Genomic DNA, 23,858 nt, shown 5'->3' with positions numbered 1-23,858 from the left:
GAGGGACAAGAATGAGGCAAATAGCGGTTTTATTGATTATTATAATCGTTTATGTATTTCCATCGGCCGTATACGCTACATATCATGATGGGTGGCAGCGGCTCGATAAGATTTCCGATGAAGCGTTGCAGCTTGCGAAAAACAAACGATTTGAAGAAGCGAAAGAAGTGTTGGACTATTTTGCAAATGAATTTTTCAAATTGAACGCGCGAGAGCGACTCCAATCGATGGATGAGCTTCGCGCGATTACAGTGACGCACGAAAAAGCGTTAAAAACGATTACCGCCTCGACATTGCCGGCTGAGGAGCGCATTGATCAAGTGGCACAGTTTCGGCTTGTCATTGATGCAGTTCATTCGAATTATCAGCCGCTTTGGACCGAGATGGAGCAGTCAGTGATGGAAGCATTTCACCAAGTCGAAAAAACGGTGAAACAAGGAAACAGCCGTCAGTTTCAAATAGCGCTCGCGAAGTTTTTACACCAATACGAAATCATTGAACCGAGCGTAAAAATTGATGTAAAACCGGATTGGGCGAAAAAGGCAGATGCGGATATTGCACAACTGCAAACGCCCCAATTTCAAGCTTTAACCCAAGCCGAGAAAGTGCAAGTGCTAGCGCAGATGAAAGAAGATATGCAGGCGCTCTTTGACCATGTGAAAAAAGACGAAGCTGATCCATCATTATGGTGGGTGATGATTTCAACAGGGGGCATGATCGTGGCAACATTGATTTATGTCGGCTGGCGAAAATATCGTGGTGAAAAACAAAAAACTCGTTCACACGAAAAACAATGAAAGGGCTGATGATTGCACCACTCAGCCCTTTCATCATGATCGATCGATCGGCTGTTTGTTTTCGTCAAGGGTAAAACCTTCGCCAAGCACGTCATGGACGTCAGTGACGGCGACGAAGGCATGCGGGTCGACGGAAATAATGACATTTTTCAAGCGCGGCAATTCGTTTTTCGCCACAACGCAATAAAGCACGTCGCGCTCGCGTTTTGTATACGAACCGCGTCCTTTTAGTACCGTGACGCCACGCTCCATTTCCGTTAAAATTTTATTGGCAATTTCTTCGCTTTTTTCGGAAATAATCGTCGCCCCTTTTGCTGCATATCCGCCTTCTTGCATAAAATCGATGACGCGGGCAGCGACAAAGACAGCGACAAGCGTATACATTGCTTCCCGATATGAAAGGTATAAAAGAAGTGAAAGCGTAATCACGACTGCGTCAAACGCAAACATCGTTTTCCCCATGCTGATTCCTTTATATTTGTAAACAAGACGGGCGATAATGTCGACGCCGCCGGTCGTGCCGCCGTAACGGAAAATAATGCCGAGTCCGATTCCGACAAACACGCCCGCAAACAACGCAGCAAGCGTTAAATCATGCTTTAGCGGCATATGAATCGCATAGCGCTGGAAAATCCAAAGAAACAGCGATAAACCGACCGTTCCGATAATCGTATATAAAAAAGACTGGCGACCGAGCAGTTTCCAGCCAAGAAAAAAGAGCGGAATGTTGAGCACTAAGTTCGTAATCGACGGGTCAATTTCGAACAAAAAGTAAAGAAGAAGCGTAATTCCTGTAAATCCGCCTTCCGCCAAATTGTTTTGCATATTAAAATGAACGAGTCCGAATGCAAAAATTGCGGCACCAAGCAAAATAAAAAAAATATTTTTGATTTTAAGCCCAAAAACCATACTACACCTCCGCGCAATCAATAATAGTCGGTGCCCTTAATTATAGAGGAAGTTGTCCATTTGAGCAATGCGGCATAAAATATTTGTCAAAATAGCGGCTTTTAGCTAACATGAAAGCATGAGAGGTGACATGTTGTGGCAGAAAAAACGGTGAAACAACTGCAAGAAGAAGTCGATGCGTACATTAGCCAATTTAAAGAAGGGTATTTCAGCCCGCTGGCGATGCTCGCAAGACTGACAGAAGAATTGGGCGAATTGGCGCGGGAAGTGAACCATTATTACGGGGAAAAGCCGAAAAAGAAAACAGAAAAAGAAAAAACGATCGAAGAAGAACTAGGTGATTTATTGTTTGTTCTCATTTGTTTTGCCAATTCGCTTCATATTGATTTGCAAAAAGCCCACGATTTCGTGATGGAAAAGTTTCGCACACGTGATCAAAACCGTTGGACGAGAAAGGAAGGACAAGAATGATGGAAACGATTAAAGTAGCTGTCGCGGGACCGCGCGGACGAATGGGACGGGAGGCGGTATCGCTCGTTCATCATACCGAACATTTTCAGCTTGTGGCGGTGATCGACCGCATAAATGATGGAAAAGATTTGGCGGATGTTGATCATTTCTCTTGGATTCATGCGCCGATTTATACTGATATCGAACGTTGTTTTCGAGAAACGAAGCCGGATGTCCTCATTGATTTAACGACGCCGGAAGCTGGCAAACATCATACTGAAATCGCTTTGCGCTACGGTGTCCGCCCGGTTGTTGGAACGACGGGATTTACGCCGGATGACATTGAACGGTTGACGAAGCTCGCCGAAGAAAAAGAAATCGGAGCGATCATTGCGCCGAACTTTGCCGTTGGGGCGATTTTAATGATGAAATTCGCGCAAATGGCGGCAAAATATTTTACCGATGTGGAAATTATTGAACTTCACCACGACCAAAAATTAGACGCGCCATCGGGAACGGCTGTCAAAACGGCGCAGCTTATTTCAGCGGTGAGACCGTCGAAAAAACAAGGACATCCGGATGAAAAAGAAACGCTCGAAGGAGCGCGCGGAGCGACATATGACGGCATTCCGATTCATAGCGTGCGCCTGCCGGGATTTGTGGCGCATCAAGAGGTTATTTTTGGCGGGAATGGACAAGCGTTAACAATTCGCCACGATTCATTCCATCGTGGATCGTTCATGTCCGGCGTAAAGCTGTCCGTGGAAACGGTCATGAAGCTGCGCACACTTGTTTATGGATTAGAGCATATTATCGAATAGCGGGGGTGTTCGTGTGAAAATTGCTTTGATTGCACACGATAAAAAGAAAGCGGATATGATTCAATTTGTGACGGCGTACCAGCCAATTTTAGCCCAGCATGAGCTGTATGCAACTGGAACGACCGGCTTGCGTATTGAAGAGGCGACGGGTTTGCGCGTCCATCGATTTCGCTCCGGTCCGTTAGGAGGGGACCAAGAAATTGGTGCAATGATTGCGCGCAATGAAATGGATATGATCATCTTTTTCCGCGATCCGTTAACCGCGCAGCCTCATGAGCCAGATATCAGCGCTCTGATGCGCTTATGTGATGTGTACGCTGTGCCGCTGGCGACGAATATGGGCACGGCGGAAATTTTAATTAAAGGGCTTGAGCGCGGTGACTTGGCATGGCGAAACATCGTTCACGAAAGACAAGGTGAGCAGCATGGATCATGAACAGCTGCACATGTTAGCATTCGGCGCCCATCCGGACGATGTCGAAATCGGTATGGGCGGAACGATCGCTAAATATACGAAACAAGGCTATCAAATTGGCATTTGCGACTTAACGTTAGCCGAGTTGTCGTCAAACGGCACGGTTGATATTCGGCAACAAGAGGCCGAACGTGCTGCTCAACTGTTAGGAGTGAAAACACGGCTTAATCTTCGCCTCCCAGACCGCGGCTTGTATAAAACAGAAGAAGCGCTCCGGCAAATTGCCACGGTCATTCGCCAATACCGCCCGCGCATTGTTTTTGCGCCGTATTGGGTCGACCGTCATCCGGACCATGCGAATTGCGCATTTCTTGTCGAAGAAGCAGTGTTTTCAGCAGGCATTCATCGCTATGAAGCAGGTGGATATTCTGCCCACCGTGTGCGGTCGCTTTATTATTACATGATTAATGCGTACGATCGTCCGCATTTTGTCGTTGATATTAGCGGCACGATTGAAACGAAGCTTGCAAGCTTGCGCGCGTATGAAAGCCAATTCGAAAAGACGGCGCAATCGGTCGATACACCGTTAACGAACGGATATATCGAAACGGTCGAAAGCAGGGAGCGGTTATGGGGAAAACAAGTCGGTGTCGAGTTTGCCGAAGGATTTATAACGAAACAGCCGCTCATTATTTCACATGATTTAGTAGGAGTTGTTTAATTGTTTTTAAAAATGCACACATGATGTTCATAAGTGATAAAATGCGTATACAAAGAAAAGACTGGTGCATAAGCGAAAAACAGAACAACATTCAAGGGGGAGAGGATGTTGTTAAAAACATACAAAACGGAGATTAAACCGAATGCTGAACAGAAACGAAAAATTCACCAAACGCTTGGTGTTTGTCGGTTTGTGTACAACTTTTTCATCTCTCATAATAAAGAGCGATACGAACAAGGACAGTCATTTATGTCAGGGATAGACTTTTCCAAATGGCTCAACAACGACTTTATTCGGAACAACCCCATGTACAAATGGATCAAAGACGTATCATCGAAAGCGGTCAAGCAATCGATCATGAACGCTAGTCAAGCGTTTGAAAAATTTTTTAGGAAAAAAGCAGGTTTTCCGAGGTTTAAACGGAAGAAAGACCAAGATGTGAAAGCATATTTTCCGAAAAACAACAAAACAGATTGGCAAGTGGAAAGACATCGCGTGAAAATTCCAACGCTTGGCTGGGTGCGGGTAAAAGAGTTTGGCTACATTCCACCGAAAGCGAACGTGCGAAGCGGAACCGTTTCGTTCAAAGCAGGGCGGTATTACGTATCGGTATTAGTCGATGAACATGAACCAATATGTGAAACGAACAAAGGTGCTGGAATCGGCATAGATGTCGGATTAAAACATTTCGCTGTTTGTAGCAACGGCATGGTCTTTTCTAATATCAATGAGACTGCAAAAATCAAAAAGCTAGAGAAACGCCTAAAGCGTGAACAAAGAAAGTTATCACGAAAAATACACATGCATAAGCAGAAGGGAGGAAAACCTGCTACGTTTGGACGAAATATCCGCAAACAAATCGCCAAGGTACAAAAGCTTCATCATCGCTTATGTTGCATACGCCAAGACTACCTCAATAAAGTGATCAACGAAGTCGTGAAAACCAAACCTTCGTTTATTACGATGGAAGATCTAAACGTCAAAGGGATGATGAAAAACAAACATCTCGCGAAACACATTCAAAAGCAGTCGTTTCATTTATTCCGAAAGAAGTTGGAATGGAAATGTAAACAACATGGCATTGAACTACGGGTTGCCCCTCGTTTTTATCCATCAAGCAAGATGTGTAGCCAATGCGGTGGGACAAAAGTACATTTGAAGTTATCGGAACGTGTATTCCGTTGTGAACAATGCGGCTGTGAAATCGACCGCGATCAAAACGCGGCGATCAATCTGGCACGTGCGATGACATACGATGTCGCATGTTGAAGCGATTGTACCGATGGCTAGTCGGGAAGTAACGCCTTTGGAGTGCTAAACCAAACGAGAGTAGCGTTTTGCGAAATCGGGCACGATGAAGAAGGAACGTTCTCAAAAATGGGTATATTTGTCCATGTTTTGAGTAGCAGAGAAACTATGAGATTGAAAATAGGCATCGTTTGTTATCCAACGGTCGGCGGCTCTGGCGTTGTCGCCACCGAATTAGGAAAACTACTAGCAGAAAAAGGGCACGAAATTCACTTTATTTCTTCAAGCATGCCGTTTCGCCTAAATAAAGTATATTGCAACATTTATTACCATGAAGTGACGGTCAACCAATATTCTGTTTTTCAATATCCGCCGTATGATCTTGCGCTTGCAAGCAAAATCGCGGAAGTGACAAATCGGGAGAAGCTCGATGTGCTGCACGTTCATTATGCGATTCCGCACGCTGTTTGCGCAGTGCTCGCCAAGCAAATGGTCGACCATGATGTGAAAATTGTAACGACACTACACGGGACGGATATTACCGTTCTCGGTTATGATCCGTCGTTAAGCGATATGATTAAATTCGGCATTGAACAATCCGATGTCGTCACCGCTGTATCGAATGCGCTCGTCAAGCAAACGTACGAACTTCTCGATGTGCAAAAAGAGATTCATACCGTTTACAATTTTGTCGATGAACGTGTATATCGGAAAAAAAATGTCCATCATTTAAAAGATGAGTATGGTATAGGCGATCACGAAAAAGTGATCATCCATGTTTCCAACTTTCGCAAAGTCAAACGCGTGCCGGATGTCGTTCGCGCGTTTTCGTTTGTTCGCAGCCAAATTCCAGCGAAGCTGCTGCTTGTCGGCGACGGACCGGAAATGACGGTAGTGTGTCGGCTTGTCAAGCAGTTGGGACTAACGGACGACGTTCGTTGTTTAGGAAAACAAGAAAATCTCGAAGAACTGTATTCAATTAGCGATGTGAAATGGCTGCTATCGGAAAAAGAAAGCTTCGGCCTTGTGTTGCTTGAAGCGATGGCGTGCGGCGTTCCGTGCGTTGGCACGAACATCGGCGGCATTCCGGAAGTGATTGAAGATGGAAAAACGGGGTTTCTGTGCGAGCTTGGCCATATCGAAGAAGTCGCCGAAAAAACGTTGCGAATGTTGAAAAATGACGAACTTCATACATACATGGCTGAACAGGCGTTAAAAACCGTTTACGACAAATTTCATTCGCAACAAATCGTCAAGCAATACGAAAACATTTATTTTTCGTTGATGAAAGGGGTGAAGCGATGAAAGAGCCGTTTCGCCGCGCGCTCGGCCTCATTCGCACGTTGAAGCAGCACGGATATGAAGCCTATTTTGTCGGAGGAGCGGTTCGTGACCATTTGCTAAACCGGCCGATCGGTGATGTTGACATCGCGACATCGGCGTTGCCGGAAGAAGTGATGGCGATATTTCCGAAAACGGTTCCTGTCGGGCTGAAACATGGCACGGTCGTTGTGCTTCATGATGGAACGCCATATGAAGTGACGACATTTCGGACGGAAGGAACGTATGAAAAATATCGCCGGCCGGAGTCGGTCACATTTGTCCGCTCGCTTCGTAAAGATCTCGAGCGGCGCGACTTTACGATGAATGCAATCGCGATGGATGAAACAGGGCAATTGATCGACCTGTTTGGCGGACAACAAGCGATCGCTGAACGGATCATTCGCACTGTCGGCGACGCGAAAGCACGCTTTTCCGAAGATGCGCTCCGCATGATGCGTGCCATCCGCTTCGTCAGCCAGCTCGGATTTGCGCTGAGTGCAGAAACGAAGCAGGCGATTATCGAACACGCTTCCCTTCTTTCTTATATTTCGGTGGAGCGAATAACGGGCGAGTTTGAGAAATTAATGGAAGGACCGTTTGCACAAAAAGCCTTTTCGCTATTGGTGGAGACTGGGCTGTTTACGTATTTGCCGGGATTTAGCGACAAGCAAGAGGAACTTATGCAGCTGGCCAAATATGATTGGACGAAGCTGTCTGCGCCGCTGGAACGATGGAGTTTGCTTTGCTATTTGCTTCATGTACAACAAGAGGTATCCGTTTTTTTGCGCCGCTGGAAATTGCCGAACCGATTGATCAAAGATGTGCAAACGATTTTGCGTTTTCTATCCGTCGTTCGTTCGCGGTGCGATTGGACGAGAGAGCGGATGTATGAAGCTGGCGCAACTTACGCTTATGCGGCTGAAACAGTACGCTCGCTGATCAACGGAGAAGATGGAGAAGACAATCGCCGCCGGCTTCGTGAGCTGTTTGCCAAGCTGCCGATTCAAGAGCGAAATGAACTCGCAATTACCGGAAAAGATTTAATCGAATGGTATCAGCGCCCGGGCGGACCGTGGCTTGCGGATACGTTGCAAAAAGTGGAACAGGCGGTTCTTCACGGCCTCGTAGAAAATGAGAAGGAGCGGATAAAGGGGTGGCTCATTCTATGCAATCAGACACACGGAAAAAATTGTTAGAATTATTTTCCGAAGCAAAAGGCGATTTTATTTCCGGGCAAAAAATTAGCGATATTCTCGGCTGTTCCCGAACAGCGGTATGGAAACATATTGAAGATTTGCGCAAGGAAGGATTTGAACTAGAAGCGGTGCGCCGGCTCGGATACCGCATCGTCAGTACACCTGATAAAATTACGGCAAACGAAATTCGCCTCGGTTTAAAAACGGAAGTACTTGGACAAGTGATTCATTACGAAGAAGAAGTGACATCGACGCAAAAAATCGCTCATCAGCTTGCGCAGGAAGGAGCGGCAGAAGGAACGCTTGTCGTTTCCGAACTGCAAACGGCCGGGCGCGGGCGGATGGATCGAAAATGGTTTTCTCCGAAAGGAACGGGTGTTTGGATGAGCTTGATTTTGCGTCCGCCGATCCCGCCGCAAAAAACGCCGCAGCTGACGCTCTTGACGGCAGTGGCGATTGCGCAGGCGATTCAAGAAGTGACAGGGCTCGTTCCGGATATTAAATGGCCGAACGATATTTTAATCAACGGAAAAAAATGTGTCGGCATTTTAACTGAGCTGCAAGCCGATCCGGACCGTGTTCATTCGGTCATTATCGGCATGGGGTTGAACGTCAACCACGAACGCGATCAGTTTCCAGAAGAACTGCGCGATATTGCCACGTCGCTAGCCATTGAGAAAGGTGAAAAAATAAAGCGCGCGAAACTGATTCAAGAAATATTGACAAAAATGGAAACGTTATATCGTCAATATTTACAACACGGCTTTTTGCCGATTAAACTGTTATGGGAAGGATATGCGATCAGCATCGGCAAAGAAATTACGGCGCGAATGTTAAACGGAACGATTCGCGGCGTGGCGCGCGGCATTACGGAAGAAGGGGTATTGATGCTTGAAGATGCTGATGGCGTCGTTCATTATATTCATTCCGCTGATATTTCCTTCTAGAAAAAATGTTAGAATTTTGTTAAAATACAGATGGTTATGTAAGGGCAGTATCTTTCTTTAAGAACTGCACCATAATGAACGAGAATGAAAATGATCTGCCTTGATCCGCTGAAGGACTGGGACAGAGGGATGAACTCGACCGATACATAAACGTCCTTCTTTCTCAAGGTAGGGAAAGAAGGTTTTTTTATTCGGAGATTCATCTCCTCTGCGCACAAAGAGGAGGGAAACGAATGAAAACAAAAACTGATTTTTTGAAAATGAAAGAAACGAAGGAACCGATTGTGATGTTGACGGCATACGACTTTCCGTCAGCGAAGTTAGCGGAAGCAGCGGGAGTCGATATGATTCTTGTCGGCGATTCGCTCGGCATGGTCGTGTTAGGCTACGATTCCACGATTCCGGTGACGGTCGACGATATGATTCATCATACAAAAGCGGTGCGCCGCGGCGCGATGAATACGTTTATTGTAACCGATATGCCGTTTATGTCATACCATTTGTCGAAAGAAGACGCGCTTCGCAATGCGCAGCGCATCATGCAGCAGTCGGGCGCCAATGCGGTGAAAGTGGAAGGAGCCGATCAAGTTATTGATGTCATTCGCGCCTTGACGCAGGCGGGAGTTCCGGTGGTCGCTCACTTAGGGTTAACTCCGCAATCAGTTGGTGTGCTCGGCGGCTATAAAGTGCAAGGAAAAGACGCTGAAAGCGCTCGCAAATTATTAAACGACGCAAAATTGTGCGAGCAAGCCGGAGCGATCGCGCTTGTGCTCGAGTGCGTACCAAAACAAATTGCCGCGGAAATTACGAAGCAGTTGACCATTCCGACGATCGGCATCGGCGCCGGCGATGAAGTGGACGGTCAAGTGCTTGTGTATCACGATGTGCTTGGCTATGGGGTCGGGCGTGTGCCGAAGTTTGTGAAAACATATGCGAACGTGCAAGAAGTCATTCACAACGCGCTCATCAGCTATGTCACTGAGGTGAAGCTTCGCCAGTTTCCAGAAAGCGCGCACATGTTTACGATGAAAGAAGAAGAATGGGTTGCTTTATATGGAGGAAAACAGCAATGATTGTCGTGACTACGATTAAAGAGATGCAGCAAAAAATGATCGAGTATCGGAAACAAGGGAAAACGATCGGCTTTGTACCGACAATGGGCTACTTGCATGAAGGGCATGTGACGTTATTAAAAGAAGCACGAAAAGAAAACGATATTGTCGTCTTGAGTGTGTTTGTCAATCCGTTGCAATTCGGCCCGAACGAAGATTTTGACCGCTACCCGCGCGACATTGTGCGTGATGAACAAATCGCCAAAGATGCGGGTGTCGATGTGCTGTTTTATCCGGCCGTTGCGGAAATGTATCCGCGGCCGTTAAGCGTGCAAGTCGTGGTGAAAGAGCGTGTCGACGTGCTATGCGGAAAATCAAGGCCGGGACATTTTGACGGAGTAGCAACGGTGTTGACGAAATTGTTTCATATCGTCATGCCGACGCGGGCGTATTTCGGCATGAAAGACGCCCAACAAGTGGCGGTGGTGGACGGTTTAATTCGCGACTTCCATTTTCCGATCGAACTTGTGGCTGTTCCGACTGTTCGCGAAGCGGATGGATTGGCGAAAAGTTCACGCAACGTCTATTTATCAGAGGAAGAGCGAAAAGAAGCACCGGCGTTGTATGCGGCGCTAAAAAAAGCGAAAGCCGCGATCGAAAACGGATTGCGTGACCCACGAGCGGTGCGCGCGCTTATCGAAGATCATTTGAAAACATATACGCACGGCGTGATCGATTACGTCGAAGTTTACTCGTACCCAGAATTAAAGCCGCTTGACACGTTGGCTGGCAAAATCATTATTGCCATTGCTGTCCGGTTTACAAAAGCAAGGCTCATTGATAATATAACTTTTGACGTGGAATCATGAAAAAAGGGGGAGCATTATGTTCCGTACATTAATGAACGCGAAAATTCACCGTGCCCGTGTGACGGAAGCAAATTTAAATTATGTCGGCAGTATTACGATTGATGCCGATATTTTAGACGCGGTCGGCATGGTGGCGAACGAAAAAGTGCAAATCGTCAACAACAATAATGGGGCACGTTTTGAAACATATATTATTCCAGGTGAGCGTGGCAGCGGCGTGTTTTGCTTAAATGGTGCGGCTGCACGCCTCGTACAAAAAGATGACATTATTATCGTTATTTCTTATGCGCTCGTTCCGGAAGAAAAAATCGCGGAACATCGTCCGAAAGTTGCCATTATGGACGAAAACAACCGCATTAAGCAGCTGATTGCCGAAGAGCCAGCGCATACGATTTTATAAGAGGGAAAGGGGCTGTTTCTCCAATGAGAACGCCCCTCTTATTACGCAATTTGAGGTCAACAACCCAACGACTCAAGTCGTGGGCTTGAACGCTCCATGTTGACCAGATCAAGCCTTGAAACATAGTCTACGTTATCGATGTCATGACACGGTGTGGTGCTTCTCCAGCTCTACCTTCTTGTCGTGCAAGATGAGACAAATGTGGTGGATCACATTCGTGTCTTGTACATGACAACCATCGATCACATGGTCGAGGAGAACATCACCTGCTTTATGCAGAGGAAAGGGGAGAACCCGATGGTTTTTGTATTAGACACAAACTACAAATACATTCGTCGCATTCAACGATTGGATGGATACACGTATCGAAAGGAGGGAATGAAACTTGCGTAAGGCGCAAGGCACAATTCTTCCCACTCTTTCGGCAGGGGCTTCCTTGCGCGAGTTTCGTGAAACAATGGGCGAACGGTTTGTCGTCATTGACTTAGAAACAACAGGAAATGCGCCGAAAAAAGGCGACCGAATCATTCAAATCGGCATGGTCATTATTGAAGAAGGGAAAATAACAGAACGATTTTCAAGCTTCATCAACCCTGAGCGCGACATCCCGCCATTTATTCAGCAGTTAACGCAAATTGACGAACAAGCGGTTAGTGGCGCGCCTGTTTTTTCTCAGTTGGCTTCGGAAATCGCCGAGAGGATAAAACAGTCGTATTTTGTCGCGCATAACGTCGCGTTTGACTGGCCGTTTTTACAAGAAGAACTAAACATGGCGGGTATTTCTTTTCCTGCGCCGCCGATGATTGATACAGTCGAAATGTCGCGCATCTTATTTCCGACGCTTGAGAGCTACAAATTAAACGATCTTGCGCAAACGCTGCTAATTGCACATGAAAATCCGCATCAAGCGGATAGTGACGCCGAGGTCACCGCGAAATTATGGTTGATTTTGCTTGACAAACTAAAATCGCTGCCGCTCGTGACGCTGCAACAATTGCAGCGATTGTCGCGCGATATGAAAAGCGACGTTCACCCTATTATCGACGCCATCATCGCTAAAAAAATGACGTCATTGCATGATGATCGGTATGTGTATTATCGCGGAGTGGCGTTAAAAAAGCCGGCCGACGTTGCCCAAAAAAAACAGGAGAACACCGCGTCCTTTTCCGAATGGATCGCGAATGCTTCTGCGCTTCCGTTTCGTCATTATGAACATCGAAAAGGACAATGGGAGATGATGGAGATTGTTCATGAAGCGCTTGAAACGTCCCAGCACGCGTTAATCGAAGCAGGAACGGGAATGGGGAAATCGCTTGCGTATTTTATCCCGAGTCTCTATTTTGCCCGTAAGCAGCAAAAACCGGTTGTGATTAGCACCTATACGTTGCAGCTACAGCAACAGCTCATTGAACGCGACGTTCCACTTCTGCAAACAATTGTTCCATTTTCGTTTCGCATCGCGCTGTTAAAAGGAAAACGAAACTATCTTTCGCTTGAAAAGTTTGTACAATTTCTCCACGAACAAAACAAAACGTACGATGTCGTGTTAACAAAATGCCAGCTGCTTGTGTGGCTGACGGAAACAGAAACAGGCGATGTCGATGAACTGCAGCTATCTTCAGGGGGACAGTTGCTTTGGCCGACGCTACATATGGATGAAGGAAAAGAAGAAGTAGAGTACGACTTTTTCTTGCGTGCTCGCAAGCGGGCGAACGAAGCAGACATTGTCATTACGAATCATGCGTTTCTAATGCAAGACTTGACAGCCGACGTTCCGCTTCTTCCTTCGTATGAGCAGCTCATTGTTGACGAAGCCCACCATTTAGAGGATGTCGCTTCACAATATTTCGGGCAGCATATCGATTACGTGACGATTCGCTTACTGTTAACGCGAATCGGAAACGCTGATGGAGACGGATCGTTGTTTCAATTGAAAAAATGGTTGGAAAAACAAGCGGACACGGCCGTTTCGTACGTGTTTCATTTTCAGTCGTTGTTAGGTGACATCCAGCTTGAGTGCGATGAATGGTTTCGCATGATTCGCCGCTATGCGTTGGTGAAACAAACGAATCCGAATGTGATGCGGTTTCGCTATCGATTTCAGCCGGAAAAAGAACACGGTAGAAGCTGGGAGGCGATTCGTGAATTGTTATGGCGGCTTTGCCATCGCACGTCTGAGCTTGTTCATAAAGTGGCCGAACTAAAAATGCGGAAGCCATCGCTTTCTTCCCTCTCGTTTTTCGCGGATGTGGCGATGCTTTCGCAAATGATGAATGTTTTGCGGCATTTGTTTGAAAGTGATGATCCGATGGTCGTCCGCTGGATCGAAGTCGATGTGAAAGGCGCGGCAAACGCTACAGCCGTTTATTCGCAGCCGATTGAGTTGGATTCATTTTTTGCCGAGCAGTTATTTGCCAAGAAAAAAAGCGTCATTTTGACATCGGCAACATTGACGATGAACGGATCGTTTGCATATCCGCTCTCAAGGCTTGGTCTTGAAGATTTTTATCCGATGTGCCGCGTCATTCCGTCGCCATTTCACTATGAACAACAAGCAAAAATTATGATTCCGAGCGATTTGCCGGCGATTTCGGACGTTTCGCTTGAAGAGTATGCGCAGGCGGTGGCGATGCAATTGTTAAAAATGGCTGAGCGCCTAAAAGGAAAGATGCTCGTCTTATTTACGTCGCATGAGCTTTTACGAATGACAGCGTCGATCGTGAAGGAAAAAAACGACGATGAAACGCTCGTGCTTTTGGCGCAAGGAATGCAAGGGGGGAGCGCCGCGAAATTGACGAAGGCGTTTCAGCAGTTTGAACAAGCGATGCTATTTGGTACGAGCAGCTTTTGGGAAGGAATCGATCTTCTTGGGGAACAGTTGTCGTTTGTCGTGATCGTTCGTTTGCCGTTTGCGCCGCCGGATGACCCAGTGATGGAAGCAAAAAGTGAATATATTCGCGCAAAAGGCGGCCATCCGTTTTACGATTTATCGTTGCCGCAGGCGGTCATTCGCTTTAAGCAAGGATTTGGCCGGCTGATTCGCACAAAGGAGGACAAAGGAGTGTTGTTCGTCTTTGACCGGCGGCTTGTGACGGCTTCTTACGGAAAATATTTTTTATCATCGCTTCCGCCCGTGCCAGTTTACGAAGAACCACTTGAAAAGTTGCTGCAAAAAGTTTGATAATTGAACGAGAAACGACGCAATCTATACATAGAATAATCGGGTAGGTGATGGCGTCGTTGAAACTTTTTTTATCGTTTCTCATGTCTTTTTCGTTAGGAATTTTCGCGGAAGAACCGTTCGATCAAGCGGTGAAAAAAATCGATTTGCGCCTTGAAGACGAGGAAATAGCGGTCGTTTGTCTTCCGCTGGCAAACGGAGAAGCGATGCTAATGAAAAACGCGGCAGGACAAACGGTACTTGTGAATACAGGGGGAAAAGGGAGCGAAAAGCAAGTTCGAACGTGGCTTGAGCGCCTTTACATTGGGCGCATTGACACGATTTTATTGACAGACGTTCATCACGATTTTGCGTCTTCTTTTGCTTTGTATCGACGGCGATATCACGCTCAACGCGTCATTGCTGGCGTGAAAACGGAAGGGGTAACATCCGTTTGGAAAGATGGGGAACATCATGCACTTTTTCCGCATTTGTTCGCGGATGTTCTGGCAGCCGATGGCGGTCGCTTAACGATTCGGTTTCGATACGGACGGCTTTGTTTATTGTATATGGCGAGCGATGATGAATCCGTAAAACATAAGCTGATGAACATGGATCTGAAAGATGTGGACGTTTTAAAAGTGGCCCAATTCGCAAGGAGCGATCATTTAAGCGCATCGCTTTTAAAGCGAATCGACCCACAAGTAGCCATTATTTTTCATAAACAAGGAGTCCAGCCTAACCAGCGTTTGTTAGAAAAGCTTTATCAACGTTGGATCGACATTTATCAAGTGCATCAGACAGGCATCGTAATGTTGAAATGCGATTTGTCAAGATATGAAGCCATTACGTTATAAAGCGCATACCATTCATTCAATTAGCATGCTTGCTGCTAAAAACCTGCAACGCATATGTTGCAGGTTCATCAGATGTAGGTGGGGAAATTTTTTATGAAATTGTACAACGAACCTGTTATAATAATGAGAAGATACAACAGAAGCTTGTTGTATGTATAGTGTGGCTGCTTGGCCGTATTCCTATAAGTAACAAAATTTGTGGCATAGAGGGGGAAACTGTGAGATGGAGAGTAAAATCGAAGTGTTAGCAACTGTCAAAATTCAGCACTCACCCGATTTATATAAAATTGTCGATTGTTTGAATCGGACGTTAAAAAAGAACGATTTAATGTTTGGTTTGGCGCTCGATGAAAAAGATCAAAATACAGCGATTTTTACAATTTACCGTACATAAGATGGGATCTATATGAAAAAATGGAGTATTTTGTTTTTTGTTTTTTTATGTATCGTCATTTGGCTGACGGTGAGCGTTTACCGTGCGGCGATGGATCCGAAACAGTCGCTCATAGAAAAAGCGAGAGAACGAGCCGCTCAAAAAGTATCGTTTGCGTATATCGATGATACGTATACATACTACGGCGAAAAAACGTATGTCGTACTGGTAGGCACGGACCGTAAAGGAACGAAAAAAATCGCATGGGTTCCGGAAAAAGGAGAACATATTGTTGTCAAACGGGCCAAAAGCGGAATAACGAAGCAACAGGCGATTGAAAAACTTAAAGCGGAACGGAATCCGAAAGAAATCGTTTCCACAAAACTAGGGATGGAAAAAGGAGTACCTCTTTGGGAGCTGACGTATATCGATCAAGACAACCGCTATTCGTTTTATTACATCAGCTTTGAAGACGGTGCTTTTTTGAAAAGATATAGCTTCGAACAATAATTAAGGGGGACATGATGATGAAATTAGCAAAACGAGTGTCGTCGCTCACACCTTCGACGACGTTGGCGATCACCGCGAAAGCAAAAGAATTAAAAGCAGCAGGTCATGATGTGATCGGCTTAGGAGCAGGCGAGCCTGATTTTAACACGCCGCAGCATATTATCGATGCGGCGGTCAAATCAATGAACGAAGGCCATACGAAATATACGCCGTCCGGTGGATTGGCAAGCTTAAAATCGGAAATTGTGAAAAAATTTCAACAAGATCAAAATCTTCATTACGAACCGTCGGAAATTATTGTATGTGTCGGGGCGAAACATGCGCTTTACACATTGTTTCAAGTGATTTTAGATGAAGGAGATGAAGTCATTATCCCGACGCCGTATTGGGTCAGCTACCCAGAACAAGTGAAGTTAGCTGGAGGTGTGCCGGTTTATGTGGAAGGATTGGAGGAAAACGAATTTAAAATCACGCCAGAACAGCTGAAATCCGCTATCACAGAGCGGACGAAAGCAGTCATCATCAACTCGCCGAGCAACCCGACCGGCATGATTTACACAGAAGACGAGCTGAAAGCGCTCGGTGACATTTGCTTAGAGCACGATATTTTAATCGTATCTGACGAGATTTACGAAAAACTTGTGTATGGGGACAATAAGCATGTATCGATCGCGCAGCTTTCACCAGAGTTAAAAGCGCAAACGATCATCATTAACGGTGTGTCGAAATCGCATTCGATGACTGGCTGGCGTATCGGATATGCGGCAGGAAATAAAGAAATCGTTCAGGCGATGACCGACCTTGCAAGCCATAGCACATCGAACCCGACATCGATCGCTCAATATGCGGCGATTGCGGCATACAACGGGCCACAAGAGCCGGTTAAACAAATGCGGCAAGCGTTTGAAGAGCGCCTGAATATTATTTACGAAAAATTAATTCAAATTCCGGGTTTTACGTGCGTCAAGCCGCAAGGAGCGTTTTATTTGTTCCCGAACGCCCGTCAAGCAGCGTTGATGGCCAGCTATAGCAGCGTTGATGAATTCGTTGAGGCACTTTTAGAGGAAGCGAAAGTTGCCCTCGTGCCAGGCTCAGGATTCGGCGCTCCTGACAATGTTCGCTTATCGTATGCGACATCACTTGACGTATTGGAAAAAGCTATCGAGCGGATCAAACAGTTTATGGAGCAGAAAATGAAATAGATCTTGAACAAGATAGGGCAAGAAGGAGGGGAAGGCAATCCCCTCTTTCTTTGTTATTTCACTGCTTTTGCTTTTTTGAACAAAGAGAACAATCGCCATTTTTTGCTTTCGGCATACTTTTCATCGGCTCGATCAAAAACGGATTCGTTTGTTCGTACTGCATGCGACGCATAAGAGTACGGTTGTGTGTCGTCGGCTGCTTGAATCGGTACTGAATCGGCTTTTTCTTCGCCTGTTGAATTATCGTTATGGAGAAAAGCATCTAGCGCGGTAACCGTTGTGTTTTGTACATTGCCTATAGTTAAAGTGATTTCACGGTGAAGTTCTGCTTCTGCTATTTCTTGAGGCAGCATTGACGGCTCACATTCGGTATTCTCCATATGATGTTCCATCATTACTGGCGGTTCTTCTGTTGAAGCAATGAAAGCATGGATCGATGCATCGGAATCGTTGAACGAATACGTGTCTGCCACGTCATCTGAATCAGTTGTGTATAGAACGGCAGGAATTATTGAATTGGGTAATTTGTCATCATCCTCTCCCGGTGACTTATGTCGCAATGGAGGTCGGGAGCTTTGAAAAGGCTGATTTTCGATTTGCACATGCTTAATCTGGCTTGTTTTTTGAGGATATATATTAGACATTTGCGAATGGGATTGATTTTTCTTTTTAGCTGGGGATACGATGATTGATTGTTGTTTTTCATCAATGAATTCCTGTAGTTTTAGAAAGCTGTTGGCAGGTGATATTGTGTTCGCTTTTGGCGGCGAAATGGTTTCTCGCTTTTCTTCTGCCAAGAAGGGCTTTTGCTGGGACGTTAGCAGTTGAATTACCTGTGATAACATTTCTTTCATTTCGTTCATTTCTGGATTTAATAAATCTTCTTTTTTCTTTTCGGTCCGTTCGGTTAAATCGGCCATTTGATTTAATATTTTTTCAATTTCATTTGTGAAGTGAGAAGTTTTTTCAAGGAGGGATTCAATTTCAACGTGCTGATGTAAAATTTGTTTTTGCAGGACGACCATATCTTTTTGTTGCTCTTTGTCTAACTCCGATAGCATTTTTTCGATGACATAAAGCTTTTTTTCTAACGAGCGGACTTCTTCTTTTAAATCTTCAGTTTCTTGTTTTTGCGTGAATAATCCTTCTTTCAATTCCTCAAAATCCTTAAACATTTTATCACTGTTTTTTTTCAAAAAATCATAATCTTTTTCCATGATCTTGATCCTTTCTATCCAAGATGTTAATAATGATTGAAGAAACAGATAGTTTTTTAGTAGTGCATGATGAGAAGCCATTTCTTTCTCTAATGACTGCATTTTTTCTTCGATAACTTCTTTTTCTTTTTCAAGTTCCGTCTGTCTTTGTTTGTAGGTAGATGCACTGCTTAATAAAGATTGGATTTTTTCTTCATTTGTTTCAATCTTTTTGTGAAGAACAAAATTTTCATTTTTCAATTTTTGAGCTTCATCATGTAATAAACGGTTGTCTTTTTTCACTTCTTCTAACTCTGCTGATAAGCGATTTATTTCATGAGTTTGTGTGGAAATGGTTTCTTTATAATGGTCGCAAGTTTCTTTAAGTTGGGTATTTTCGGCTGTTAACTGCTCCATTTGTTCTTTAAGATGGTTCGATTGTTGATCCGATTGAAACGAAGCGAGCATTGTTTTGTATTTTTCTACTTCTGATTTAAGGTGAATAATTTTTTGCTCCAGCTGAATGCTTCTACGCCCTTGGTTCACTATCTCGCTCACCACCTTTTTAGAAATTTTTTTAATAATACCCACTCTTTACAATTGTATGCAAGATCGTGATGAAGGTTTACATAAACATAGTTTGACTATATAAATACAACTGGGAGGTTTAACTTATGGCTGACGAAAAAGTAGACTCCCTATTTTTTCGACTGTCGGAGGCAAGTCTGTGACTGGCCTTCGTCACGACTTCGCGTGACAGAGGACCGAACAACGAACCGCTTCACAGACAAATATGTTTGTCTGGAAGCGGTGTTGTTCGGTCACCCGACAGTCGAAACATACCGATTACTCCATAAAAGACGAAAACGTTAAAGTACCAAATTGCATTTATATATGTTGGAATTTTGGGCACTCATTTTGTCACGCATGTAAGTCATTTACATAGTATAGAGTAGCCTGAAAAAATTCATGAAAGGAGATTACTCGATGGCAATCAATTTAGAGCAATTTGCCCAAGAGTTTAGTCCTGAGTGTATTCAAGTTTGTAAAGTATACGACTGGACAACAAATGTTGTGTCACTCACACGAGATATCACATTCACGTTCCCTACTGGTGCTCTTACTGGTGTAACAATCTCACAAGTCAATTGTTCCATGACCCTATTAGAATGTGTGGAAGACGGTCTACGTCGTGATATCGAATGTATGGTGGGAGATCAAGCCGTTACACTTCAAGCTGTTACATTAAGTAAAACCATTCAAGTTATTTTAGAAGTGACGGGCACAAACGCAGCTGGCGCACAAGTGACTGTATCAAGTAATCCAGCATTGATTACAATAAGCGAAGAAGTGATTCTTTGCGCACCAGATGGTACAACAGTATGTTGTAATCAAACACAAAATGCTTTTAACAGTTGCCGAGTGAGTTCATTTACACTAAATGAAAATGGGACCATTACTGCGACAGTTTTTGTAAGAGTTTGTCAAAGTATTGTCGTAACATTTGAAGTCATTTTAGAAGTAGCTGCGAAGTTTTGCCAACCTCGTCCAAAAGTTATTTGCGAAGAAGAATGTCCAGTCGATGTATTTCCGCCGCAATGTCCAGCAGTTTTTCCGATTATGTAAAATAAGCGAGTTTCAACTCCTACCATTTTGAAAAAGAGGGATTTCGCCCTCTTTTTTTCATACATATTAACATGAAAGAAATCTTTATTTTCACAAGGAGGGAAAAGATGAGCGATCTGCTTTTGCAAGTGGAAAAAAAAATTCGTGCGCTGGAGCATGACATTCAGGCAATCAAGCAAACATTGAACGAAATAAAAAACGCTAAAGAACAGGAGAAAGATATTCATCATGTAAATGTCATTTCCTATTTTACGTATTCGTTATTATTGCCGAAAACCGCAGAGCGGAAGGGGACTGTCATCGGTAACTTTGTCATTCACAATGCCGGGGCGGTTCCTCTTGAAAATCCTTTCATATGTCTGAAAGTGGCACCAAAAGAACGTGCCATGTTATCGGCAAAGCTTGGAGAAGATGTGCAATATGATCGCCGTTTGAATCCATTAGTGATGGAATCGTGGCAATATATGAATGAGGATGCGAATAAAATTGTGGAGGATAAAGGAGAATTTTGGTTAAAGCCTGTCCATATTTCACAAATCGAACCTAAACAGAAATTATCTTTTTCCAACTTTCAGCTAAAATTTGATATTAGAGAAGAACAAACGACTTATAAGGTGGAAGGGTTTTTTTATTGTAAACAATTCACAAATGGGATTCGGGCTTTAAACAATATTGTCATTCATGCGTGATTCAAATGATCCGATAAAAAATTAGATGGGGGAAAGTATACAGTATGCCGAGAGAGATGGATTTGCTAAGAATGGGAAAACTGAATAGTAGAATGAATTGAACGTTAGTGAATGTAAAATCATAAATTAAGGAAGGCTGACTCAATATCTATTCTGCACTGTTTGAGTCAGCCGTTGTTTATTTATGCTTCTCGAACGACAAGAGCGTTTAATGAGCGAGTTTCTGCAGTAATAGAAGTAATACCAACAGGTAAAGTTCCAATTACAATAACGATACGGTAAATTTGTGTTCCAACGCCTGGAATGTCTACCCAAGTAAGGTTCGGATATAAAGTAGTTGTAGCAGCAGCAGTTAATGGAGAGTCTATATCAAGCTGAGCCAAATCAACGAATGCTCCTCCATTTGTAGATCGCTGTAGAACGTAACTAGCATTTGTTATGTTAAGAGCTGTTAACGATACAATTGCTAATTCAACCATGGAATCTAATTTCACTTTATCACTGCTAAGCGTAGCGATCGGCGGAAGAGTAAGCACTGTAGTGGTACCAGCTGTTGTTGGGATAGTGACATTATTAGCAACTGCTGTAAATTGTGTGCTAAACAAACGAGGAAATAATCCTCCATTACATAAGCAAGCCATAATATTACCTTCCTTTCATATATTTTATGCTTTCGCACCTATTGTATTAAATGAGAATGACCGAAAAAATGTTTCGGACAAATAACTAATATAAAACCTATTTTTACATGCGCAAAATTAGGCGCTCTCCTTCGTTTTTCTTTCATCTTGCTTGATTTTTTGTCGAAAGGTATAATGTAAATTATGCATACATAGTTTTTCGAACAAGTTTTGGAGGGACCTACAGGTGAAGACAACGATTGCAGAAGTAAGCAAATATGTAGGGAAAGAGGTGACGATCGGCGCTTGGCTGGCGAATAAGCGCTCGAGCGGAAAGATCGCCTTTTTGCAATTGCGCGACGGGACAGGCTTCATTCAAGGAGTCGTCGAAAAATCGCAAGTATCGGAAGATGTATTCAAAATCGCGAAATCAATGACGCAAGAAACGTCTTTATATGTAACGGGGATGGTTCGTGTTGATGAGCGTTCTCCGTTCGGTTATGAGCTCGCGGTCACGAATTTAGAAATCATTCATGAAGCCGTTGATTATCCGATTACGCCGAAAGAGCATGGTGTCGAATTTTTAATGGATCACCGCCATTTATGGCTGCGCTCGAAACGCCAACATGCGATCATGAAAATTCGCAACGAAATCATTCGCGCGACATACGAATTTTTCAACAACAATGGGTTTGTGAAAATCGACCCGCCGATTTTAACAGGCAGCGCACCAGAAGGAACGACGGAATTGTTCCATACGAAATATTTCGATGAAGATGCGTATCTTTCCCAAAGCGGTCAGCTTTATATGGAAGCAGCGGCCATGGCGCTTGGCAAAGTGTTCTCGTTTGGTCCGACGTTCCGTGCCGAAAAGTCGAAAACCCGCCGCCATTTAATCGAATTTTGGATGATCGAGCCAGAAATGGCGTTTTACGAGTTTGAAGACAACTTAAAAGTACAAGAACAATATGTGTCATATATCGTTCAATCTGTCTTGAAAAACTGCTCGCTTGAATTAAAAACGCTCGATCGCGATACGTCAAAACTAGCGAACATTCAAGCACCATTTCCGCGCATCACATACGATGAGGCGATTCAGCTTCTTCACAAGAAAGGATTCGATGACATCCAGTGGGGCGATGATTTCGGAGCGCCGCATGAAACGGCGATTGCCGAAAGCTTTGACAAACCGGTGTTTATTACGCACTATCCGACCGTCTTAAAGCCGTTTTACATGCAGCCAGATCCGAACCGTCCGAATGTTGTGCTTTGCGCTGACTTAATTGCGCCGGAAGGATATGGCGAAATTATTGGCGGCTCTGAGCGCATCCACGATTACGAACTGCTAAAACAACGCTTGGAAGAACACAATTTGCCGCTTGATGCGTATAAATGGTATTTAGAATTGCGCCAATACGGTTCTGTTCCACATTCTGGATTCGGATTAGGATTGGAGCGCACCGTCGCTTGGATTTGCGGCGTTGAACACGTTCGCGAAACAATCCCATTCCCGCGCTTGTTAAATCGCCTTTATCCATAAGAAAAGCAGAGGCGGCGCGTGTACAGCTTTTGAAGTGAAACGCTCTTCGGCCGCAGGGAGGTTGCCCCAGAGGGAGAAGGCTATTTCACACAAGCGAGCTAGTCGCCGGAGCTAGACAATAAAGAAAAGCTGAGGGCGCTCCAATTTTGCCAAATATTTTTCATCCCCCTATTTTTCGGGGGTTTTCTTATCTTGGTTGTGCTATACTATAAATTGAGGTGTGTTCCGATGGATAAAGGAAAAATGGCAGAATGGCTGGCCCAAGGAAGCGTTGCGATTCCGAAATTGCTTTTACATCATTATAAGCGTCTCGGCTTAACGGAAGTAGAGTTTATGTTGCTTTTGCATCTTCATTCATTTATTGAAGAAGGGATTTGGTTTCCGACTCCGGCGGAGCTCGCAGAAAAAATGACGTTAACGCCGTCGCAATGCATGGAAACGTTGCGGAAGCTGTTGCAAAAGGGATTTGTTTCGATTGAAGAACAGGTGGACGAACAAGCGGTTCGCATTGAAAAATATTCGCTCAAGCCGCTTTGGGAAAAGCTTGTGTATTACTTGTTTGTTCAATCGGCGAATGAAGAGCGAATGGAGCGGCAAGAGGAGGAACAAAGTTTGTATACGATGTTTGAACAAGAATTTGGGCGTCCGCTTTCGCCGTTTGAATGCGAGACGCTAACGATGTGGGTCGACCAAGATGAACACGAGCCAGCGATCATTAAGGCGGCGCTCCGTGAAGCAGTGTTGTCAGGAAAATTAAACTTCCGCTACATCGACCGCATTTTATTCGAATGGAAAAAGAACGGAATCCGCACGATTGAGCAGGCGAAAGATTATGGCAAAAAATTTCGCAAGCATCAGCTGAAACAAGCACCGGCATCACAAACGGAATACAAGCAAACGGTTACGTTTTATAATTGGCTCGAGTCGTAAGCGAGAG

At 44.5% G+C, this 23,858-nt stretch carries 24 protein-coding genes; 21 read left to right on the top strand and 3 right to left on the bottom strand.

The annotated features are described in order from the left end of the window. Positions 1–11: 11 nt before the first annotated feature. Positions 12–797: a sporulation protein YpjB gene (ypjB, locus tag HNQ34_RS02270; protein WP_183251104.1), complete on the top strand. Its 786-nt coding sequence runs from the start codon at positions 12–14 to the stop codon at positions 795–797. A gap of 33 nt (positions 798–830) precedes the next feature. Here ypjB and HNQ34_RS02265 read toward each other — a convergent pair whose 3' ends face one another. After that, positions 831–1,706, bottom strand: coding sequence for a YitT family protein (locus HNQ34_RS02265; RefSeq protein ID WP_183251103.1), 876 nt, complete (start codon positions 1,704–1,706; stop codon positions 831–833). Positions 1,707–1,841: 135 nt separating this feature from the next. On the opposite strand from HNQ34_RS02265, the gene HNQ34_RS02260 reads away from it, so the two are divergent. The 16 genes from HNQ34_RS02260 (at position 1,842) to HNQ34_RS02185 (ending at position 17,250) form a co-directional block, all read left to right on the top strand. Beyond that, complete coding sequence (locus HNQ34_RS02260; RefSeq protein ID WP_183251102.1) at positions 1,842–2,177, top strand: nucleotide pyrophosphohydrolase; 336 nt, start codon at positions 1,842–1,844, stop codon at positions 2,175–2,177. Further along, on the top strand, positions 2,177–2,977 hold the full coding sequence (dapB, locus tag HNQ34_RS02255) for a 4-hydroxy-tetrahydrodipicolinate reductase (protein ID WP_183251329.1): 801 nt from the start codon (positions 2,177–2,179) through the stop codon (positions 2,975–2,977). The genes HNQ34_RS02260 and dapB overlap by 1 nt, the downstream gene beginning before the upstream one ends. A 13-nt stretch (positions 2,978–2,990) precedes the next feature. Then, the gene (gene mgsA / locus HNQ34_RS02250; protein ID WP_183251101.1) at positions 2,991–3,413 is read left to right on the top strand and encodes a methylglyoxal synthase; all 423 of its coding nucleotides are present in this window, start codon (positions 2,991–2,993) and stop codon (positions 3,411–3,413) included. Beyond that, positions 3,403–4,113, top strand: coding sequence for a bacillithiol biosynthesis deacetylase BshB1 (bshB1, locus tag HNQ34_RS02245; protein ID WP_183251100.1), 711 nt, complete (start codon positions 3,403–3,405; stop codon positions 4,111–4,113). Before mgsA ends, bshB1 begins: the two co-directional genes overlap by 11 nt. Before the next feature lie 108 nt (positions 4,114–4,221). Beyond that, entirely contained in the window at positions 4,222–5,382 is a 1,161-nt protein-coding gene (locus tag HNQ34_RS02240) for an RNA-guided endonuclease InsQ/TnpB family protein (RefSeq protein WP_183251099.1), read from the top strand. 147 nt (positions 5,383–5,529) lie between these two features. Beyond that, on the top strand, positions 5,530–6,666 hold the full coding sequence (gene bshA, locus HNQ34_RS02235; protein ID WP_183251098.1) for an N-acetyl-alpha-D-glucosaminyl L-malate synthase BshA: 1,137 nt from the start codon (positions 5,530–5,532) through the stop codon (positions 6,664–6,666). Continuing rightward, a complete protein-coding gene (locus HNQ34_RS02230) occupies positions 6,663–7,880 on the top strand; it encodes a CCA tRNA nucleotidyltransferase (protein ID WP_183251097.1) in 1,218 nt (405 codons plus the stop codon). The genes bshA and HNQ34_RS02230 overlap by 4 nt, the downstream gene beginning before the upstream one ends. Next, complete coding sequence (locus HNQ34_RS02225; protein WP_183251096.1) at positions 7,838–8,827, top strand: biotin--[acetyl-CoA-carboxylase] ligase; 990 nt, start codon at positions 7,838–7,840, stop codon at positions 8,825–8,827. The genes HNQ34_RS02230 and HNQ34_RS02225 overlap by 43 nt, the downstream gene beginning before the upstream one ends. A 233-nt stretch (positions 8,828–9,060) precedes the next feature. Continuing rightward, on the top strand, positions 9,061–9,900 hold the full coding sequence (gene panB / locus HNQ34_RS02220) for a 3-methyl-2-oxobutanoate hydroxymethyltransferase (RefSeq protein WP_183251095.1): 840 nt from the start codon (positions 9,061–9,063) through the stop codon (positions 9,898–9,900). Beyond that, positions 9,897–10,748 (top strand): pantoate--beta-alanine ligase, encoded by an 852-nt coding sequence (gene panC, locus HNQ34_RS02215; RefSeq protein WP_183251094.1) that lies wholly within the window; start codon positions 9,897–9,899, stop codon positions 10,746–10,748. The genes panB and panC overlap by 4 nt, the downstream gene beginning before the upstream one ends. Positions 10,749–10,764: 16 nt before the next feature. Further along, entirely contained in the window at positions 10,765–11,148 is a 384-nt protein-coding gene (gene panD / locus HNQ34_RS02210) for an aspartate 1-decarboxylase (protein WP_183251093.1), read from the top strand. 457 nt (positions 11,149–11,605) lie between these two features. Continuing rightward, complete coding sequence (gene dinG, locus HNQ34_RS02205; protein WP_183251327.1) at positions 11,606–14,329, top strand: ATP-dependent DNA helicase DinG; 2,724 nt, start codon at positions 11,606–11,608, stop codon at positions 14,327–14,329. Positions 14,330–14,388: 59 nt separating this feature from the next. Next, the gene (locus tag HNQ34_RS02200) at positions 14,389–15,165 is read left to right on the top strand and encodes a ComEC/Rec2 family competence protein (protein WP_183251092.1); all 777 of its coding nucleotides are present in this window, start codon (positions 14,389–14,391) and stop codon (positions 15,163–15,165) included. Positions 15,166–15,388: 223 nt separating this feature from the next. Next, positions 15,389–15,559, top strand: coding sequence for a YpmA family protein (locus HNQ34_RS02195; RefSeq protein WP_183251091.1), 171 nt, complete (start codon positions 15,389–15,391; stop codon positions 15,557–15,559). A 12-nt stretch (positions 15,560–15,571) separates the two neighbouring features. Next, positions 15,572–16,048 (top strand): cell wall elongation regulator TseB-like domain-containing protein, encoded by a 477-nt coding sequence (locus tag HNQ34_RS02190; RefSeq protein WP_183251090.1) that lies wholly within the window; start codon positions 15,572–15,574, stop codon positions 16,046–16,048. 17 nt (positions 16,049–16,065) lie between these two features. Continuing rightward, on the top strand, positions 16,066–17,250 hold the full coding sequence (locus tag HNQ34_RS02185; RefSeq protein ID WP_183251089.1) for a pyridoxal phosphate-dependent aminotransferase: 1,185 nt from the start codon (positions 16,066–16,068) through the stop codon (positions 17,248–17,250). A gap of 53 nt (positions 17,251–17,303) precedes the next feature. Here HNQ34_RS02185 and HNQ34_RS02180 read toward each other — a convergent pair whose 3' ends face one another. Beyond that, on the bottom strand, positions 17,304–19,037 hold the full coding sequence (locus tag HNQ34_RS02180; RefSeq protein ID WP_183251088.1) for a coiled-coil domain-containing protein: 1,734 nt from the start codon (positions 19,035–19,037) through the stop codon (positions 17,304–17,306). A gap of 396 nt (positions 19,038–19,433) precedes the next feature. Between HNQ34_RS02180 and HNQ34_RS02175 the strand changes: the two genes are divergently transcribed. Both HNQ34_RS02175 and HNQ34_RS02170 read left to right on the top strand, forming a co-directional pair. Beyond that, positions 19,434–20,072 (top strand): BMQ_0737 family morphogenetic spore coat protein, encoded by a 639-nt coding sequence (locus HNQ34_RS02175; RefSeq protein ID WP_183251087.1) that lies wholly within the window; start codon positions 19,434–19,436, stop codon positions 20,070–20,072. 107 nt (positions 20,073–20,179) lie between these two features. Further along, entirely contained in the window at positions 20,180–20,761 is a 582-nt protein-coding gene (locus HNQ34_RS02170) for a hypothetical protein (RefSeq protein ID WP_183251086.1), read from the top strand. A gap of 182 nt (positions 20,762–20,943) precedes the next feature. Here HNQ34_RS02170 and HNQ34_RS02165 read toward each other — a convergent pair whose 3' ends face one another. Continuing rightward, on the bottom strand, positions 20,944–21,402 hold the full coding sequence (locus tag HNQ34_RS02165) for a hypothetical protein (RefSeq protein ID WP_183251085.1): 459 nt from the start codon (positions 21,400–21,402) through the stop codon (positions 20,944–20,946). Positions 21,403–21,628: 226 nt separating this feature from the next. Between HNQ34_RS02165 and asnS the strand changes: the two genes are divergently transcribed. Then, complete coding sequence (gene asnS, locus HNQ34_RS02160) at positions 21,629–22,921, top strand: asparagine--tRNA ligase (RefSeq protein WP_183251084.1); 1,293 nt, start codon at positions 21,629–21,631, stop codon at positions 22,919–22,921. 228 nt (positions 22,922–23,149) lie between these two features. Continuing rightward, positions 23,150–23,851 (top strand): DnaD domain-containing protein, encoded by a 702-nt coding sequence (locus HNQ34_RS02155; RefSeq protein ID WP_183251083.1) that lies wholly within the window; start codon positions 23,150–23,152, stop codon positions 23,849–23,851. Positions 23,852–23,858: the final 7 nt, after the last annotated feature.

The sequence above is a fragment of the Anoxybacteroides tepidamans genome (assembly GCF_014201465.1).
Lineage (GTDB): Bacteria > Bacillota > Bacilli > Bacillales > Anoxybacillaceae > Anoxybacteroides > Anoxybacteroides tepidamans.
The sequence above is the reverse complement of the archived record's forward strand: the minus strand, read 5'-3'. Positions and strand labels throughout refer to the sequence as shown.

What these genes read in the sequence shown, in the direction of transcription:
- ypjB (WP_183251104.1), top strand. Translation starts at nt 12, where the DNA reads ATGAGGCAAATAGCGGTTTTATTGATTATTATAATCGTTTATGTATTT.
- HNQ34_RS02265 (WP_183251103.1), bottom strand. Translation starts at nt 1,706, where the DNA reads ATGGTTTTTGGGCTTAAAATCAAAAATATTTTTTTTATTTTGCTTGGT.
- dapB (WP_183251329.1), top strand. Translation starts at nt 2,177, where the DNA reads ATGGAAACGATTAAAGTAGCTGTCGCGGGACCGCGCGGACGAATGGGA.
- bshB1 (WP_183251100.1), top strand. Translation starts at nt 3,403, where the DNA reads ATGGATCATGAACAGCTGCACATGTTAGCATTCGGCGCCCATCCGGAC.
- bshA (WP_183251098.1), top strand. Translation starts at nt 5,530, where the DNA reads ATGAGATTGAAAATAGGCATCGTTTGTTATCCAACGGTCGGCGGCTCT.
- HNQ34_RS02230 (WP_183251097.1), top strand. Translation starts at nt 6,663, where the DNA reads ATGAAAGAGCCGTTTCGCCGCGCGCTCGGCCTCATTCGCACGTTGAAG.
- panB (WP_183251095.1), top strand. Translation starts at nt 9,061, where the DNA reads ATGAAAACAAAAACTGATTTTTTGAAAATGAAAGAAACGAAGGAACCG.
- panC (WP_183251094.1), top strand. Translation starts at nt 9,897, where the DNA reads ATGATTGTCGTGACTACGATTAAAGAGATGCAGCAAAAAATGATCGAG.
- panD (WP_183251093.1), top strand. Translation starts at nt 10,765, where the DNA reads ATGTTCCGTACATTAATGAACGCGAAAATTCACCGTGCCCGTGTGACG.
- dinG (WP_183251327.1), top strand. Translation starts at nt 11,606, where the DNA reads ATGGGCGAACGGTTTGTCGTCATTGACTTAGAAACAACAGGAAATGCG.
- HNQ34_RS02195 (WP_183251091.1), top strand. Translation starts at nt 15,389, where the DNA reads ATGGAGAGTAAAATCGAAGTGTTAGCAACTGTCAAAATTCAGCACTCA.
- HNQ34_RS02190 (WP_183251090.1), top strand. Translation starts at nt 15,572, where the DNA reads ATGAAAAAATGGAGTATTTTGTTTTTTGTTTTTTTATGTATCGTCATT.
- HNQ34_RS02185 (WP_183251089.1), top strand. Translation starts at nt 16,066, where the DNA reads ATGAAATTAGCAAAACGAGTGTCGTCGCTCACACCTTCGACGACGTTG.
- HNQ34_RS02175 (WP_183251087.1), top strand. Translation starts at nt 19,434, where the DNA reads ATGGCAATCAATTTAGAGCAATTTGCCCAAGAGTTTAGTCCTGAGTGT.
- HNQ34_RS02170 (WP_183251086.1), top strand. Translation starts at nt 20,180, where the DNA reads ATGAGCGATCTGCTTTTGCAAGTGGAAAAAAAAATTCGTGCGCTGGAG.
- HNQ34_RS02165 (WP_183251085.1), bottom strand. Translation starts at nt 21,402, where the DNA reads ATGGCTTGCTTATGTAATGGAGGATTATTTCCTCGTTTGTTTAGCACA.
- HNQ34_RS02155 (WP_183251083.1), top strand. Translation starts at nt 23,150, where the DNA reads ATGGATAAAGGAAAAATGGCAGAATGGCTGGCCCAAGGAAGCGTTGCG.